This window comes from Tenuifilum thalassicum (assembly GCF_013265555.1).
Lineage (GTDB): Bacteria > Bacteroidota > Bacteroidia > Bacteroidales > Tenuifilaceae > Tenuifilum > Tenuifilum thalassicum.
Genome location: NZ_CP041345.1, coordinates 3,046,553 through 3,063,332 on the forward strand (window position 1 = coordinate 3,046,553; position 16,780 = coordinate 3,063,332).

The 16,780-nt window shown below is 39.8% G+C and carries 11 protein-coding genes and 1 tRNA gene; 8 read left to right on the plus strand and 4 right to left on the minus strand.

Features of this window, described 5'->3' with window-relative positions:
• The first annotated feature begins 73 nt into the window (after positions 1-73).
• From FHG85_RS12580 to polA, 3 genes are all read left to right on the plus strand, one after another.
• Positions 74-424, plus strand: coding sequence for a hypothetical protein (locus FHG85_RS12580; protein ID WP_173076454.1), 351 nt, complete (start codon positions 74-76; stop codon positions 422-424).
• 95 nt (positions 425-519) lie between these two features.
• The gene (locus FHG85_RS12585) at positions 520-969 is read left to right on the plus strand and encodes a 6-pyruvoyl trahydropterin synthase family protein (RefSeq protein WP_173076456.1); all 450 of its coding nucleotides are present in this window, start codon (positions 520-522) and stop codon (positions 967-969) included.
• Positions 970-993: 24 nt separating this feature from the next.
• Positions 994-3,765, plus strand: coding sequence for a DNA polymerase I (gene polA, locus FHG85_RS12590; RefSeq protein ID WP_173076458.1), 2,772 nt, complete (start codon positions 994-996; stop codon positions 3,763-3,765).
• Here the strand turns inward: polA and dusB are convergent.
• Complete coding sequence (gene dusB, locus FHG85_RS12595; protein WP_173076460.1) at positions 3,762-4,790, minus strand: tRNA dihydrouridine synthase DusB; 1,029 nt, start codon at positions 4,788-4,790, stop codon at positions 3,762-3,764. The genes polA and dusB overlap by 4 nt on opposite strands.
• Positions 4,791-4,885: 95 nt before the next feature.
• Here dusB and FHG85_RS12600 point away from each other — a divergent pair, with 95 nt between their 5' ends.
• Positions 4,886-5,797, plus strand: coding sequence for a CPBP family intramembrane glutamic endopeptidase (locus tag FHG85_RS12600; RefSeq protein WP_173076462.1), 912 nt, complete (start codon positions 4,886-4,888; stop codon positions 5,795-5,797).
• Here the strand turns inward: FHG85_RS12600 and FHG85_RS12605 are convergent.
• Positions 5,777-6,502 (minus strand): hypothetical protein, encoded by a 726-nt coding sequence (locus FHG85_RS12605; RefSeq protein ID WP_173076464.1) that lies wholly within the window; start codon positions 6,500-6,502, stop codon positions 5,777-5,779. The two genes, FHG85_RS12600 and FHG85_RS12605, sit on opposite strands and share 21 nt — an antisense overlap.
• A 535-nt stretch (positions 6,503-7,037) precedes the next feature.
• A tRNA-Ala gene (locus tag FHG85_RS12610) sits at positions 7,038-7,114 on the minus strand.
• A gap of 182 nt (positions 7,115-7,296) precedes the next feature.
• Here FHG85_RS12610 and FHG85_RS12615 point away from each other — a divergent pair.
• From FHG85_RS12615 to hflX, 3 genes are all read left to right on the plus strand, one after another.
• Positions 7,297-7,983 carry an energy transducer TonB gene (locus FHG85_RS12615; protein ID WP_173076466.1) on the plus strand — a complete coding sequence of 229 codons (687 nt, stop codon included), beginning with the start codon at positions 7,297-7,299 and terminating at the stop codon, positions 7,981-7,983.
• Between the two features lie 122 nt (positions 7,984-8,105).
• Positions 8,106-8,789 (plus strand): energy transducer TonB, encoded by a 684-nt coding sequence (locus tag FHG85_RS12620; RefSeq protein WP_173076468.1) that lies wholly within the window; start codon positions 8,106-8,108, stop codon positions 8,787-8,789.
• Between the two features lie 70 nt (positions 8,790-8,859).
• On the plus strand, positions 8,860-10,077 hold the full coding sequence (hflX, locus tag FHG85_RS12625; RefSeq protein WP_173076470.1) for a GTPase HflX: 1,218 nt from the start codon (positions 8,860-8,862) through the stop codon (positions 10,075-10,077).
• Here hflX and FHG85_RS12630 read toward each other — a convergent pair.
• Positions 10,058-11,050, minus strand: a complete 993-nt coding sequence (locus tag FHG85_RS12630; RefSeq protein ID WP_173076472.1) for an aspartate-semialdehyde dehydrogenase — start codon at positions 11,048-11,050, stop codon at positions 10,058-10,060. The genes hflX and FHG85_RS12630 overlap by 20 nt on opposite strands.
• A 72-nt stretch (positions 11,051-11,122) precedes the next feature.
• On the opposite strand from FHG85_RS12630, the gene FHG85_RS12635 reads away from it, so the two are divergent.
• A complete protein-coding gene (locus tag FHG85_RS12635; RefSeq protein WP_173076474.1) occupies positions 11,123-16,747 on the plus strand; it encodes a lamin tail domain-containing protein in 5,625 nt (1,874 codons plus the stop codon).
• Positions 16,748-16,780 lie beyond the last annotated feature (33 nt).

Below are 16,780 nucleotides of genomic sequence, written 5' to 3' on the forward strand. Positions count from 1 at the left end.
AATTCTGTAAATTTACATAATTAACAAAGAGTTTGCCCCATCGTTCACTATATTTGTAAAAATAATGCCTCATATGGAAAACATAACTGGAAAATGGACATTTAACGAAGAGTTTGAATGTGGTACCGATAAAGGATTTGCCTACCTTGAACAAAATGGAGAAAGAGTGGTTGGATACTTAGAATATGAGGAGTGCATCGAGGATGAATCCCCATTTATGGTTCGGCAGATGGTTGAAGGAACAATAAAAGGGAACAAGATATACTTAAAAGGTGTAGAGGTGCTATCGCCCGAAGGAGAGCCGTTACCCAACTATAATCTCGATACTCTTGAAGGCACTTATACTCATGAGAAAAAAATTGTTGGACACAGCTACGATTCCGAAGATATTTGTGGCGTTTTTGTAATGAGTCGAGAGGAATAATTAAGGTTTAACAACTAAAAACGAATTAAGAAATTCTTGAATAAGAATCAGTTTGGTAGCTATCAATACATACAAATTAAACAATTATTAATTACATGCCAAAGATACGACTAACAAAGGAGTTCCGTTTTGAGATGGCACATGCGCTTGAAGGTTACGATGGACTTTGTAAGCACATGCATGGTCACTCATATATTTTCACCGTAACTATTATTGGGGAACCAATAAATACCCCTGGCCATCCAAAACTTGGAATGGTTATGGATTTTGGGGAGCTTAAACGTATTGTTAATCCGCTTATTGTTGACCGCTTTGACCATGCAGTTGCAGTTATGGCCAATACCCCCACTCACAAAAAGCTAATAGAGGTTGGTTTTAATAGAATTGAGGCATTGCCTTTCCAACCCACATGCGAAAATCTTATTTACTACTTTGCGGAAATTATATCAAGCAAGCTACCCGATTCGGTAAAGCTACATCATCTTAAACTGAATGAAACTGCCACCTCATATGCAGAGTGGTATGCTTCCGACAACAACGATTAGTGTAACGTTAAACAATTAGGATTCATGAAAAAACGCCTGCTACTCCTCGATGCCTACGCCCTTATATACAGAGCTTACTATGCTTTTATTAATCGGCCCATGCGAAATAGCAAGGGGCTAAATACTTCGGCCATTTATGGTTTTATTCGGGCTACGCTCGATGCCATAAAGAAATTTGAACCAACCCATGTGGCAGTAGCGTTTGATGTATCAGGAAAAACATTCCGAAACGACATTTATCCCGAATATAAAGCACAGCGAGAGGAAACACCCGAAGATATTAAAACTTCGGTTCCGATAATTAAAAACCTACTTGAAGCATTTAACATTCCAATTATTGAGAAAGAAGGTTTTGAAGCCGATGATATTATTGGCACGATTGCAACAAAGGCAAATCCCGATGAGTTTGAGGTGATAATGATGACACCCGACAAGGATTACGGCCAGCTCCTTCGTGATAACGTAATAATGGCTAAACCTGCTCGCAGCGGTAACGATATGGAAATAGTTACCGCAAAAGAGTTTTGTGAAAAGTATGACATACAAAAACCCGAACAATTTATTGATATCCTTGCATTGTGGGGAGATGTTTCTGATAATATCAAAGGTGTAAACAAGGTTGGGGAGAAAACTGCGGCCAAGCTAATCTCGCAATATGGCAGTATCGACAACTTACTCCAGAATATAGATAAGTTAAGCCCCTCGCAGAAAAAGAATTTTGAAGAGGCCCGCGACCTAATCCCACTTAACAAGAAACTGGTGAGTATAGTTACCGATATCGACTTAAAATTAGATATTGATAACGACTTAAAGGTTAGTCCACCCAAAACCGAAGAGCTAATTCCTCTGCTGGAAGAACTTGAATTTAGAACGCTACTAAAAGAGTTTGGAGCATCAAAGAGAAAAGAGCAAGGCCAATACGTTCAGGGCTCACTCTTTGACATGCCAGCAAATAAACCCGAAAGACCAACCTTCAACCTTAAAACCATTGATGACTTTGATGTAGACTATCGCATAGCAAAGAGCAGAGATGACCGCGCAAAGCTCATCGATGAGCTTAAACAATGCCAAGAGTTTGCATTTGACACCGAAACAACTGGGCTCGACCCAATCTCGGCTGAACTTGTAGGCCTATCGTTTGCTATTAAGACCAATAAAGCATGGTGGGTATCAGTACCCAAAAATCAGGACGAGGCAAAAAGCATCGTTCAGGAGTTTGCAGAGGTTTTTGCCAACCACAACATTGGTAAAATTGGACAAAACATTAAGTTCGACATGCAGGTTCTACTCAATTATGACATCGAAATAAAAGGGAAGCTTTTTGATACCATGCTTGCCCACTACCTGCTGGAACCCGATGCAAGGCATAATCTCGATTACCTTTCGGAAATCTACTTAAACTATAAACCCATTAGCATTGAGGAGCTAATTGGCAAAAAGGGGAAATCGCAAGGCAATATGCGTAACGTTGACCCTGAACTAATAACCCGTTATGCCTGCGAGGACGCCGATTTAGCCTATCAGCTTAAACAGGTACTTTTTGAAAAATTACAGGGACAAGGCCTAACGGAACTTTACTTTAAACTTGAAGAACCGCTAATTGAGGTTCTAACCCACATGGAACGAAATGGCGTTACTCTCGATTCCCAAAGCCTTAAGGAGTATGGTGAAATGCTCTCAAAGCAGCTGGTAGAGCTAGAGAAAGAAATTAGAAATATGGCTGGCGTCCCCGATTTGAATATCTCATCGCCAAAACAGCTCGGTGAGGTGCTTTTTGATAAGCTAAAAATTGCTACTGATGCCAAGCTAACCAAAACAAAACAGTATTCAACAAACGAGGAAGAACTTCAAAAATATATCGACAAGCACCCTATTGTTTCAAAAATTTTAGAATTTAGGGGGATTAAAAAACTTCTATCAACATATATAGAGACCCTACCCTTACTTGTAAACAAGAAAACTGGAAAAATTCACACCTCGTTTAACCAGGCAGTTGCCTCCACCGGTCGATTAAGTTCAAATAATCCGAATCTTCAAAACATTCCGATACGCGATGAAAATGGCCGTGAAATAAGAAAAGCATTTATTCCATCGTCAGAAGAACACCTACTACTATCGGCCGATTACTCTCAAATTGAGCTTCGGCTTATGGCCCACATGAGCAACGACCAAATAATGCTTGAGGCTTTTGAAAAGGGAGAGGATATTCATGCTGCAACTGCGGCAAAAATTTTCAAAGTTCCATTAAATGAGGTTACCCGCGAACAACGCAGCAAGGCCAAAACGGCAAACTTTGGCATGATATACGGCATCTCAGCCTTTGGCCTATCGCAACGGTTAGGCATCTCAAGAACCGAAGCCAAGGAGCTAATTGATGGCTACTTTGATACCTATAAGGGAGTTAAGGCCTACATGGACCAGTGTGTTGCAGAGGCCAGGGAACGCGGATTTGTTGAAACGATTTTTGGGCGGAAGCGTTTCCTTCCCGATATAAACTCGAACAATCAGGTTGTGCGAGGTCTTGCTGAACGAAACGCTATAAACGCACCAATTCAGGGCTCGGCTGCCGATATCATTAAGATGGCCATGATTAATGTTCACCGTGAGATTATCAGTAGAAAATTAAAATCAAAAATGATAATCCAGGTTCACGACGAACTCGTATTCGACGTTTATAAACCTGAACTTGATGAGGTAAAAGAAGTAGTAAAAAGGTGCATGGAAGGAGCCGCAAGTTTAAAAGTGCCGTTAGAGGTAGATATGGGAATAGGCAACAACTGGCTTGAAGCTCACTAATCCTGTTTGTCGGCCCAAGGCGATGGATTAACATCAGATCCTACCACATAATCGCCATAACGCTCTTCTATAAGATTTAGAAGATCGTGCACTTCGTCGGGCTCAAGCGTGGTTAAAAGCTTTAAACGAATCTCCTTAAAGTGAGGAAGTCCCTTAAAGTATGATGAAAAATGGCGACGCATTTCTAGCATTCCCGTTTTAAGGCCTTTAAATTTAAGCGACTGCTCAAAATGTTTACGAGCAATATCAACCTTTTCCCGGGTTGTAAGAGGTTTCATCAGTTCGCCTTTTTTAAGGTAATGTTTCACCTCGGCAAAAATCCAAGGACGGCCATAGGTTGCACGGCCAATCATTATTCCATCCACACCATAGCGATCAAACATCTCTTTGGCCTTTTCTGGTCCATCAATATCGCCATTCCCTATTACTGGAATATGCATTCTGGGATTCCTCTTTACTTCGCCAATTAGAGTCCAATCGGCATTACCTTTATAAAGCTGTGCGCGAGTTCGTCCATGAATAGTAATTGCCTTGATTCCAACATCCTGAAGCCGTTCTGCTATCTCAACTATATTTTTACTTTGATCGTCCCAACCCAACCTTGTTTTAACTGTTACAGGTAGATGAGTCGCCTCAACAATTCGCCTAGTCATTTCAACCATTTTGGGTACATCGCGCATCATACCAGATCCTGCACCTCGATTTGCAATTTTTTTTACAGGACAACCAAAATTAATATCGATTACATCGGGATTGGCCTCGGTAGCTATTTTTGCTGCCTCAACCATGCTATCAATTATATGGCCGTATAACTGAATACCTATTGGCCTTTCGTAGTCGAAAATATTAAGTTTTGCTACTGTGCTACCAGCATCTCGGATTAGTCCATCGGCATTAATAAACTCGGTATACATCATATCGGCACCAAAGTGCTTACACATATACCGAAATGATGGATCAGTAACATCCTCCATGGGGGCAAGAAAAACTGGTTTCTCACCTAAATCCAAATCTCCTATCTTCATTTTCAAAACTTTTCGTGGCAAAAATACCAAAAGATAACTTTTAAACCTTTCAAAATATCATAATAAAATTACTTTTGCATAAAATACTAAACACTATGAAATCAGGTCCATTTGAAAACACCTCTCCAATAGCCAAGCTTTTTATCTTGGGAATTCTTATAATAGTTTCAGGACTAATCTTTTCAGCATTGGGGCTTTTACTTTCAAGTGTATTATGGGGCGAATCAGGCATCCAAACAGCTTTAGACCTAGTAGGTAACAAAAACATTAATGCCTTAAAACTTTTGCAAATAATGCAAAGCATTGGAATTTTTATTTTGCCTGCAATTGCTGCCGCCTATCTTTTCTCCCCTAATCCATGGAAATTCCTAGGTTTTAATAAAACCAAAGGAACCATAATTGGTAAAACTTTCATCATTGTTTTGGTTTCGTTACCTGCCATTAACCTGCTAGCATCAATTAATGAGCTTTTCCCATTAAGTCAATGGATGATTGACATGGAAGAAAAGGCAGAGCAGCTAACCAAGGCGTTTTTGGTTACAAATAGCTTTGGGGCATTTATGGTGAATATACTTATGGTTGCCATCCTACCAGCCATTGGAGAGGAGTTAGTTTTTCGAGGAATTCTTCAACGAGGATTGATAAAAATAACCAAATCGAAATGGTTTGGAATAATACTAGCAGCTGCACTATTTAGCTTTATTCACTTCCAGTTTAAAGGATTTATACCACGGTTTGCCCTAGGTGTTGCTTTTGGTTATCTTTTAGAGGTTACTGGTAGTTTATGGGTTCCTATAGCAGCTCACTTTTTTAACAATGCCATTGCAACCATTGGTTATATGCTGATGGGAGTTGGTGTTGCTGATGAAAAAATTGAGGATTTCGGCGGATTAGATCAAATTTGGCCTCTTGGCGTTGCAAGTTTGGTAATTGTAATTGTTTTGTTAATCAGCATAAAGAGAGAGCTGATTAAGAATGGAAGAGTGCTAGATATTGGGAATAACTGAATCTAACGATAACCCTTTAAGTTCATTTTTACGATAAACGTAAACCACTCCATAGCTGCTTGCTTTTTCACGACGTTCATCGTCGGGCAGATCCTTAAAATGCTCTTCAACCTCATTCCAAACATCAACAATAATCTCGTCAGCTTTTTTTCTAAGATCGTTAAGTTGAGCAAGCATCCGTTGTGTATTTTGCTGTAGTACTTTTTGATAGTTGTGGGCTTCAACAAACTGATCGTATCTAACTCTTACAACAGCAATTGTAGGGTTTGTAATGGGCTGCATTCCTCTGCGGGTTCTATTCATTTCACCCTCAATAATTTTTTTACCCCATTCAATAAGATCCTTATCGGAATTCAACGATGGTAGCTTTGACTCGTCAATATCCATCCCATACATTTCCCGAACTGCTGGCTGGAGCTCACCCCTTGCAATAGCCATGTTGAGCACCTGTATGAAATGCGATAGATATAGCCTAGCCTTTTTAGCCAACTGTTGATGCTCTTTGCTCCTCTCAACTTGGGTTTCGTAAGCAGCCTTGTAATGTGCAATTGCCTTTTCAAACGAATTTATAAATAGCTCAATCCTTGAAAATGTGGCTTGCGAAAAAGCGAGTTCTTGAGGGTGAGTGCTTTTCCCCTTTTTGTATGCTGTTTTTAGTGCTTTCAGTCGAGCATTATCAGTATTTGGCAATCGGCGATATGGCATAGCAAGAGCATGTATTGTTTTACATTGAATTCTAATATATTACTACCTGCGAATATAAAGTAATATTTATAAAATCCAACACTATTCGCAAATTATTTTTTCTTAACCAATTCTTTGTAAAGATTATGTTGATTTTTTCATTACCAGAAAACTATCATGTAACTTAAAATTCAGCAATACAACATTTTATTGGGGAAGTTAAGAGGAACTAGCCCTCCTGGGCTGGCTTTAATCCATGAACAAAAAAAAACGGCTGCCATTATATGACAACCGTTCATTACTGGTGGAGGTAAGGGGAGTCGAACCCCTGACCTTCCCGATTGCCTTCGGGACGCTCTTGCCTCTCCTGGGCTGGCTTCTAACCATGAACAAAAAAAACGGCCGCCATTTTACGACAACCGTTCATTACTGGTGGAGGTAAGGGGAGTCGAACCCCTGACCTTCCCGATTGCCTTCGGGACGCTCTTGCCTCTCCTGGGCTGGCTTTAATCCTAGAACAAAAAACGGCTGCCATTATATGACAACCGTTCATTACTGGTGGAGGTAAGGGGAGTCGAACCCCTGACCTCTTGCATGCCATGCAAGCGCTCTAGCCAACTGAGCTATACCCCCAACATTTCATCGCACAAAAATAAAAACTTTTTATATTTACAATAAATTTCAGCCCAATTATTTTAACAAGATTTAAAATTCTGCGTATAATCATTGTAATTCAAAGAAAATTTTTATTGCTTTGTAGCTGAAATATTTTTAATGGCTTTGCGTTGTTTAAGTAGAGAAAAACTAACAAAAATATGGAACTAAAGAAAAATCCTAAGGCAGACCTACAAAACAAGAAATTTCTGTTTTTTGAAATAGGTTTAGCATTGTCGCTAGCAATAGTTTTGTTGGCCTTTGAATGGACAACATCCAACTCTGTTAAGGTTGAGTTAGCAATGACTCAGGGTGAGAAGATTGAGCAAGAGATAATTCCTATCACCAAGCAAGATGAGGTTAAACCACCTGAACCTCCAAAACAGGTAACTGTTTCTGACGTTATTAAGGTTGTTGAAGATAACGTTGACATTGAAGATAATTCGGACATTTTTGATACAGAGTTTTCCGAAGACAAAGCAGTTACTGTAATGGAATTTCAGGATGATGAAGAAGAGGAAGAGGAGCAAATTCCTTTTGTAACTGTAGAAGAGATGCCAACCTTCCAGGGTGGCGACATTAACAACTTCCGCATCTGGGTTCAAAAGAACCTCAAATATCCTGACATTGCTGCAGAAAACGGAATTCAGGGCCGTGTTATTATCAACTTTGTTGTTGAGCCATCAGGAAAAGTTTCTAATGTAAAGGTTTTAAGAGGCGTTGACCCATCACTCGACAAAGAAGCAGTTCGTGTTGTATCTATGTCACCAAAATGGAAGCCAGGTATGCAGCGTGGTAAAGCTGTTCGCGTGCAGTATACAATTCCTATCATCTTTGTATTGCAATAATTTTCTTTAGCTTGATGAATATACATTGCCCCACCGATTTGGTGGGGCTTTTTTTTAAAAAAAAATGTAATAAGTAACACCCTATAAGCGTTATAATTATAGAACAATTAAATCCTTTAGTTATGCAATCAAAAAAGAATAAAAAAGCAGACTTGGAAAGCAAACGCCCTCTATTTTTTGAAATAGGCATGGCATCAGCAATTTTGTTTGCTCTCCTAGCCTTTGAATGGACTACAACCAATACCATTCAAATTGATTTAGCTAAAGCTCCTAGCACTATCATTGAGCAAGGATTAATTCCAATAACAAAACATGAAGAAATCAGGAAACCCGAACCTCCCAAACAGGTAAAATTTTCTGATGAGATTAAAGTTGTTGATAACAATATCGAGATTGAAGATAATCCCGATATTTTTGACTCGGAGTTTTTCGAAGACAAAGCCGTTTCAATTATTAAATTTAGCGAGAATGAAACTGAAGAGGATGAACCATTTCAAAAGGTAGAAATAATGCCAACCTTTATGGGCGGCGATGTAAATTATTTTAGATCGAAATATGTTTTACCTAATATTCACTATCCCGAAATTGCAGCTGCAAATGGGATTTCAGGAAATGTAATCGTTGAATTTGTAATTGAACGCGATGGTAGCGTTTCCAACGTAAAAGTTTTGAATAGAATAGATGAAAGCCTAGCAAATGAGGCTATCCGAGTTGTTTCCAATTCACCAAAATGGGAACCAGGTGTAAATAATGGTGTTTACGTACGAGTTAAATTCATAATTCCTATTAAATTTGTGCTCAACTAGCTATAACATTTTTATGGCTTTTACGTTAAAGAAACCCTGATTTTTCAGGGTTTTTTATTGATTTATTAGCATGATAAACCCAATATCGACAGCAAAAAGACAGGAGAAGGCAGTTTTAGTAGGTGTTATATTTCCCTATCAAAACGAGCAGGAGATAACAGATTATTTGGATGAGCTAGAGTTTCTTGCCGAAACCGCAGGGGCAAAAACTCTTCGACGTTTTGTTCAAAAACTTGATGAACCTAACCCAAGAACTTTTATTGGTCGGGGAAAGGTACTTGAAATTTATTCGTTTATTGAAGAGCACGATGTTGATACGGTAATTTTTGATGATGAGCTAACCCCTACTCAACTCAGGAACCTTGAGCATGAGCTCAAACGCAAGGTTCTTGACCGAACGAATCTTATACTTGATGTTTTTGCTCAACGAGCTAAAACAGCCTATGCAAAAACTCAAGTAGAACTTGCGCAATATGAGTTTATGCTCCCCCGATTAAAACGAATGTGGACTCACCTTGAGCGCCAACGAGGAGGGATTGGATTAAGAGGTCCTGGTGAACGCGAAATTGAAACCGACCGAAGAATAATTCGCGACCGCATATCCAAGCTTAAGGAGGAGCTAAAAAAAATTGACCGGCAAATGGCCACCCAGCGAAAAAATCGCGGAAGTGTAGTTCGTGTGGCACTTGTTGGCTACACCAATGTAGGTAAGTCAACCATAATGAACCTTTTAAGCAAATCGGATGTGTTCGCCGAAAATAAACTCTTTGCCACACTCGACACAACCGTACGTAAGGTTGTTGTTGGTAATCTTCCCTTCCTTCTTTCCGATACGGTTGGTTTTATTCGTAAGCTTCCACACCAGCTGGTTGAATCGTTCAAATCAACACTCGATGAGGTTAGGGAATCGGACCTGCTTTTACATGTGGTTGATATCTCGCATCCTAATTTTGAGGAGCAAATCAATATTGTAAATCAAACCTTACAAGAAATTGGGGGAGCCAACAAGCCAACAATTCTTGTTTTTAATAAGATTGATGCTTACACTTGGCATGAAAAGGACAAGGAGGACCTTACTCCAAAAACTTCGGAGAACATCAGCCTTGAGGAGTTAAAGCGCACATGGATAAGTAAAAAAGGAACTCATACCATTTTCATCTCTGCCAAGCAGAAAATCAATATCGATGTGTTCCGTTCACTTTTATACAAGATGGTTAGGGAAATTCACGTAACCCGTTATCCTTACGATAATTTCCTATACCCTGATATTACTGAAGCCAACCTTTAGAATTCAAATACTCAGCGATTTGTACGGCATTGGTTGCTGCCCCTTTGCGAAGATTATCGGCTACAACCCAAAGGTTAAGACTTCGCGGTTGTGAGTCGTCGCGTCGAATTCTACCTACAAATACCTCATCTTTGCCTTCGGCAAAGCGGGGCATAGGATAATGATTTGTTGCTGGCTCATCCTGTACAACTATTCCTGGCGATTTGCTTAGTACCTCTACTACATCCTTAATATCAAAATCGTTTTCAAACTCCACATTAACCGATTCCGAATGACCTCCAATAACAGGTACACGAACAACAGTAGGAGAAACCATGATTTTTTGGTCGCCAATAATTTTCCTTGTCTCGTCTATCAATTTTTGCTCTTCGGTAGTATAACCACTTTCAAGAAATGTTCCTCCATGAGGCAAGCAGTTCAAATCAATTGGATGTGGATAAACCATATCGGCCTCTTCACCTTTTCGCTCAGCAAATAGCTGGTTTACAGCCTTAACTCCTGTTCCTGTAACCGATTGGTAAGTTGATATAACGATACGTTTAATTCGATATTTTAAATGCAATGGATTAATAGCAACAACAAGCTGGATAGTTGAGCAGTTTGGATTGGCAATAATTTTGTGTTCTGGCTTTAATACATGGGCATTTACCTCGGGAACAACAAGAGGAATCTCGGGATACATTCGCCAACACGATGAGTTATCGATTACCGTGGTGCCCACTTCGGCAAATCTGGGTGCCCACTCCTTAGATGCCGTTGAACCAGCAGAAAAAATTGCAACGGAAGGTTTTCGTTTAACCGCCTCGGCTACCGAACATACTTTTACATCCTTTCCCTTAAATTTAACTGTTTTCCCTACCGATTTTTCAGATGCTGCTGGGATAAGCTCATCAACCGGAAAATTTCGCTCTTCCAAAACACGAAGCATAACACTTCCTACAAGGCCTGTCGCCCCGACTACTGCTACTCTCATAAATAAACTATTTTACAGGTGGTTATTAGATTTTTTTGTAAATTATGCTTGCAAAACTAAACATTAGTTTAAATGCAACGAAACTTATTGCTGGTTTTAACACTATTTGCACAGCTAGGAGTAGCACAGCAGGTAGTAAAGTATGACTTTGAAACTAGCAACCTTTCGGAATGGACACAAAAACCCGATAATCACTGGGGTATAAGCAGTAGTAGCGCAATTTCGGGAACCAGCTCACTTAAACACACATACGATAATAATATTTCGGCTACCGATACAATCATAAAACCACTTCCTGCATGGGATATTGACAAGGGTGATATTACCTGGCGATTTCTTATTAGACATGGCTACGACCCATCATCATCAAATAGCTGGTGGTTTTACCTGATGTGCGACGATAAGCTCAGCACAGCAAACGAATCGGGATATGCTGTAGGTGTTAACCTAACAGGAAGCGATGACCTGCTAAAACTTTGGAGAATAGAAAATGGCGTTCCTCAAGAAATACTTTCATCAACCCTGAACTGGCAAACACAAGTGGGCACCGGAAATGCTGCTGCTATTGAGGTTGTACGAACCTCGGATGGAAACTTTACTCTTAGAGCATCGGAATCGGGAAGCTTTTTCTCACTTTCCGACTATGGCAACATTACCGATAACACCTACAAAGGCTTCAGCCTTTTTGGCGTGGGTTACCGGTACTCTTCGGCTCAGGATATGAAGCTGTGGATAGATGATATTAGCTTTATTTACCAGCCCATCAACCCTAACGATAGAACTACAATTGTTGCTGAACCCTTACAGCAAATACCTTCAGCCGATATTCCCTCAACCTCAACATCTGATGAGAATGGTGTTGATGTTTTAACCTTTCTAATTTCTGATGATGGTTCTGGAGATAATCTACCAACCTACGTTCAAAAAATTCTCATTAAAAATCCATATCCAGATAGCATTTTGTGGAGTAATCTAATTGGTGGAGTTACACTAAAAAAAGATGGCCAGCTAATTTCAATTCTCTCGGCAAGTATTAGCAATGAACAAATAACCCTAGAGGTTGATAGTGCGCTTGCGACCATTCCCGATGGTCAAACCGCTGCATTCACTTTCGGTATTTATCTAAAAGAGAGCAACATTCCTGATAATACCAAGCTAATATTTGAGGTTGACTCCCAAAACCATGGCTTTTTGTCAAGCCTTTTTGGTTCGGGCTTTGCCCAATCGTTTCCGTCTAAAATCCAATCTAATCCGTTTACTATTAGAGTAAATGCCTCGCAAGCTCATTTTCAAAATATTTCACCTATAGCAATATTAGGAAAACCGTTTAGCCTTGAATTAGTTGCTACCGACGATTATGGTAGTATTGATTCCGATTATAATGGCCAAATCTCGTTAAGCTTGGCCGAAGGAAATGGCACCTTAACTTCAGTAAATGGTTTAACTCAAAATGCAATCAATGGAATTGCACACTGGGACAGCCTTTATTACAACAGACATGAAACCATACGCATTAAAGCAGAGGGTAACGACATAGGCCAAACAATCAGCGAAGAAATATTAATTTCATACGATACAACATCATTCGCATCAACACCAGGAGTTCAAGTTGGAGCATTCATAATTAGTTCTTTAGCCGATAAACCAGAAGATGCGAAGGAGATAATTCGATTTAAAATAGTCGATACAGGAACCGATGGGGTTGCTACCTATCTTAAAAAGATAGTTCTGAATAAAACCAGTAGTTCCACTTGTTCATCGCTTTTAAAAACCATCGAAGGCGTACTGGTAAAAGATGGCTCAACCTATATTGCAACATCAAATATCGATATAAAAACTTCAAGCATCGAGATTGACTTTCCGCTTGGAGCATTCACAATAGCCGATGGGCAAGCAAAGGAGCTAAGCATTTACATCTACCTAAAAAACAGTGGAATAAACGATAATCAAACCATTCAGCTTTACATCGATAAGTTAAACCCTGAGTTTGAAGCCTACGACACTGGAACGCAATTTTCTAAATCCTTTCCAAACAATATAAATTCTGCTATTTCAAGTATCGATGTAGCTGCATCGAGGTTGATAATTTCCGATGCTCCAAAGCGGATTGGTGTTAAGGAATATTTTACGGTTAAGATAAGTTCAACCGACCAAAATGGTAACCAGGATGTCGACTTTAATGGAGATGCTGAGCTAATGCTTGCATCGGGAGATGGTGAGCTCAATGTTCTATCGGATAATCCATGCATAGTTGAGAATGGCATTGGCCAATTCCAGGCAAACTACTCAAAACCAGGAACATTCACATTACTTGCTCGTAACACTGAGTTAAACGATGCCATTTCGGAAGCGATTACCTGTGCAGATGCTGATGGTGTTGTCCTTCCTTTGATTCAACCAACCGATACGGTGATTTTAACACCCAACAACAGCTATGTAGCCGCTGCACAGGAGGTAATCCGTTTTAAAATTAAAGACCTTGGTAGCACCGATAGTCTGCCATTATTCCTTAGGCGTATCAAGCTGCTTGCATTTAACCCTACAAATCTCCCAACTCTCAGCAGAATGGTGCAAGGCTTTGTTTTAGAGAAAGATGGAAATTCTATCAATCCTAGTTCATTCACATTCAGCAGCAATACTCTTCAAATTGATTTTGACGAAGGCACCGTGCATATAAGCGATAACGATTCTGCAAATTTTATTTTGAAAGTATATCTAAACGACCGAGAAGTGGTTGATGCATTTCAATTTCAGTTTTACATCCCTAACAATAATCACGGTTGGATTACATTTGATAATGGCACTGCATTTAGCACAACATTCCCGTCAACCATTTTTGGTCGTCCATGTAGGACTGAGGTAAAAGCCGATAGGCTCAAGTTTGCAGAACAGCCTTTTGCAGTCGCTCCGAACGAAACTTTCAATGTTAGTGTTATGGCATGCGATTCAAGAGGTAATATCGACAAAGAGTATCAAGGCTATACATCGCTTGAGATTTATAATGGCACAGGCAGCTTAAATGTTGACCCTATTCTAGAGCCCCTTAACAACGGGATTGCCACTTGGAATAATGCTGAGCTAACATCAGTTGGCAAATATAGGCTTAAAGCCTACTTTGGATGGCTAACCGACGCCATTTCAGATAACATTTACTGCGGCTATAACCATGTGTGCGAAATAAATGAAGGATTTGAAAATGCACCACCTAGCTGGCAAGGAATGGATGATTGGTTGATATCAAGGATTGTAACATTAGATGGTGAGTTCTCGCTTGCACATGCTGGAAACGCAAATGCAAAACAATCTGTGTTAAGCATTCCTATTTCATCGCCAAAAGGGAAAGCAGCAGAATGGAGCATTACTATTCGAAATGGTGATTGGGACCCATCGTCGGAAAACTATTTTTACCTGGCATTCATATCATCGCATGAGAATTCCATGGACAATGATGCCGAGGGCTATGCCGTAGGCATAAATCCCTCAAGTGGAAACGATTATATATCGATATGGCGCTTTGACAATGGAACAAGAACACCTCTAATCCAATCAAAGTACGATTGGAACGAAAATGATGAGGTAAAGCTAACCATAACACTATCGCCTGATGGTACAATAAAACTATGGTATACACCAAAATCCACTGGCATTAAATCATTTGGTGGTGAAGCTAAAATTACTGTCCCTACGGCAAGCTTCACGTCGTTTGTTTTTGCCTTTACAGAGAACAGAGCAGGTGAGCTTTGGATTGATGATATAAGGTTTTGCACAACCGATTTTCCACCAGCTATTGAAAGCGCAAAGGTTCAGAATCTAAACACAGTAAAGGTTAGCTTTTCGAAACCAGTAACCGAGCAATCGGCGGCAAATATTAAGAACTACAACATAATATCAAGCAGCAACAAAATCATTGAAATACAAAATATTAAGATTGATGACCAAGAAACAGTAACGCTACAGACAGAAAAGTTACCCTTTGAGAAGTTTAAACTTTATGTTGATAATATTGCTGACACAAATGGTTATAGCTTAGCCGATAGCATTGAGTTTGGGCTAACAGCCGAAGGTAATTTTGGGCGCTTGGTTTTTAACGAAATCATGGCCAACCCCACCCCATCAAACGGTTTGCCTGAATACGAATATGTTGAGCTTTACAATCCAGGAGAAGATAGTGTCCTTACTTCGGAATGGAAGCTCACTCTCAATGACAAAAAAGTAACCCTTCCAGCCGATACCATACCTCCAAACTCATATGCCCTTATTGGGTGTACCTCGGCCATGAGTAGCTATAGCCAATTTGGTAAAACAATTCCTGTTGCCTCATTTCCCAGCCTTTTAAACGATGGGATGCTGCTTAAACTATTCGACCCCAATGGCAACCTGATTGCCTTTGCAAACTATACAAAGGATTGGTATAACGATTCAACCAGGAACTCTGGTGGTTACTCAATGGAATGCATCGATTACACAAACCTTGCCGAGGGCAAAAACAACTGGAAGGCAAGCATTTCAACAAATGGCGGAACACCTTGCAACCAAAACTCGGTAGCAGGTGCTAATCCCGACATAACCCCGCCCAAACTTGAATACCTCAGCGTTTTAGATAACCAAACCTTATCACTTTCATTTAGCGAGGCCATGGATAGCCTTTCGGCAACACTTAAGGAGAACTATAGCACAAACCTAAAAATCGATTTTATTAAGCCAGCAGGGCTATTCAATCAGGCAATAATCTCATTTAGTGAGCCCATACTGCCAAATCAGGTTTACGACATCACCATAAGTGGAGTAATGGATTTTTCGGGGAATAGCCTTGCAGATACTTTAATCCGATTTGGTTTACTCCAAATCCCAGAGTTAGGAGATTTGGTAATAAATGAAATCCTTTTTAATCCTTATGTTGGTGGAACCGACTTTGTAGAAGTGTTCAATAATTCTGACAAAACTATTGATTTATCTCAGGTAATGCTGGCCAATAGGGATGAAGAAAGTTTTGAGATTAAAGAGAACTTCCCTGCATCCGATAAACCATTTCTGCTATTCCCACAGGAATTTGGAGTAATCACTTTAAATCCATCGCTTGTAAAACGGTTTTATACCTGCCAAAATCCGTCGGCATTTATTCAGGTTGATAGGATGGCAAGCTTCAACAACGACAAAGGTTACGTTGTACTACTCAACTCTAACAACTTGGTTATTGATGAGCTAAGATACTCCGAAACGATGCACAACGAGCTTTTAAACGATGTAAAAGGAGTATCGCTTGAGCGTATTAATCCAAACCTATCCACAAATGATGTTGGCACATGGCATTCGGCTGCCCAGGCAGCCGGATTTGCCACCCCTACTTACAAGAACTCGCAGTTTACCGAGTTAACCGAAAGTAAAAGTAAATTCACCCTAACACCTAAAATATTTTCGCCCGATGGCGATGGACATGATGATTATCTTATCATAAGATACAACCTACCCGAACCTGGATATGTAGCAAATATTAGAATTTTCACTGCAAACGGTGTTGAGATATATAGACTTGCCAATAACCTAACACTAGGAACAGCAAGTCAACTGAAATGGGATGGCGTTGACTCACAACACAGAAGAGTTGATTCTGGAATCTATATCATCTTTTTTGAATATTTCAACCTTAAAGGTGAAGTACATCGCGAGAAGAGCACTTGCGTTGTTGGATACAAATAAGTTTGCTATTGTTGCAAAAATTGGCTTAACTTT

Bases quoted from the DNA above. Each gene is read 5' to 3' on its own strand.
- FHG85_RS12635 (WP_173076474.1), top strand. From the start codon at position 11,123: ATGCAACGAAACTTATTGCTGGTTTTAACACTATTTGCACAGCTAGGA.
- FHG85_RS12620 (WP_173076468.1), top strand. From the start codon at position 8,106: ATGCAATCAAAAAAGAATAAAAAAGCAGACTTGGAAAGCAAACGCCCT.
- FHG85_RS12585 (WP_173076456.1), top strand. From the start codon at position 520: ATGCCAAAGATACGACTAACAAAGGAGTTCCGTTTTGAGATGGCACAT.
- FHG85_RS12615 (WP_173076466.1), top strand. From the start codon at position 7,297: ATGGAACTAAAGAAAAATCCTAAGGCAGACCTACAAAACAAGAAATTT.
- hflX (WP_173076470.1), top strand. From the start codon at position 8,860: ATGATAAACCCAATATCGACAGCAAAAAGACAGGAGAAGGCAGTTTTA.
- FHG85_RS12580 (WP_173076454.1), top strand. From the start codon at position 74: ATGGAAAACATAACTGGAAAATGGACATTTAACGAAGAGTTTGAATGT.
- FHG85_RS12600 (WP_173076462.1), top strand. From the start codon at position 4,886: ATGAAATCAGGTCCATTTGAAAACACCTCTCCAATAGCCAAGCTTTTT.
- polA (WP_173076458.1), top strand. From the start codon at position 994: ATGAAAAAACGCCTGCTACTCCTCGATGCCTACGCCCTTATATACAGA.
- dusB (WP_173076460.1), bottom strand. From the start codon at position 4,790: ATGAAGATAGGAGATTTGGATTTAGGTGAGAAACCAGTTTTTCTTGCC.
- FHG85_RS12630 (WP_173076472.1), bottom strand. From the start codon at position 11,050: ATGAGAGTAGCAGTAGTCGGGGCGACAGGCCTTGTAGGAAGTGTTATG.
- FHG85_RS12605 (WP_173076464.1), bottom strand. From the start codon at position 6,502: ATGCCATATCGCCGATTGCCAAATACTGATAATGCTCGACTGAAAGCA.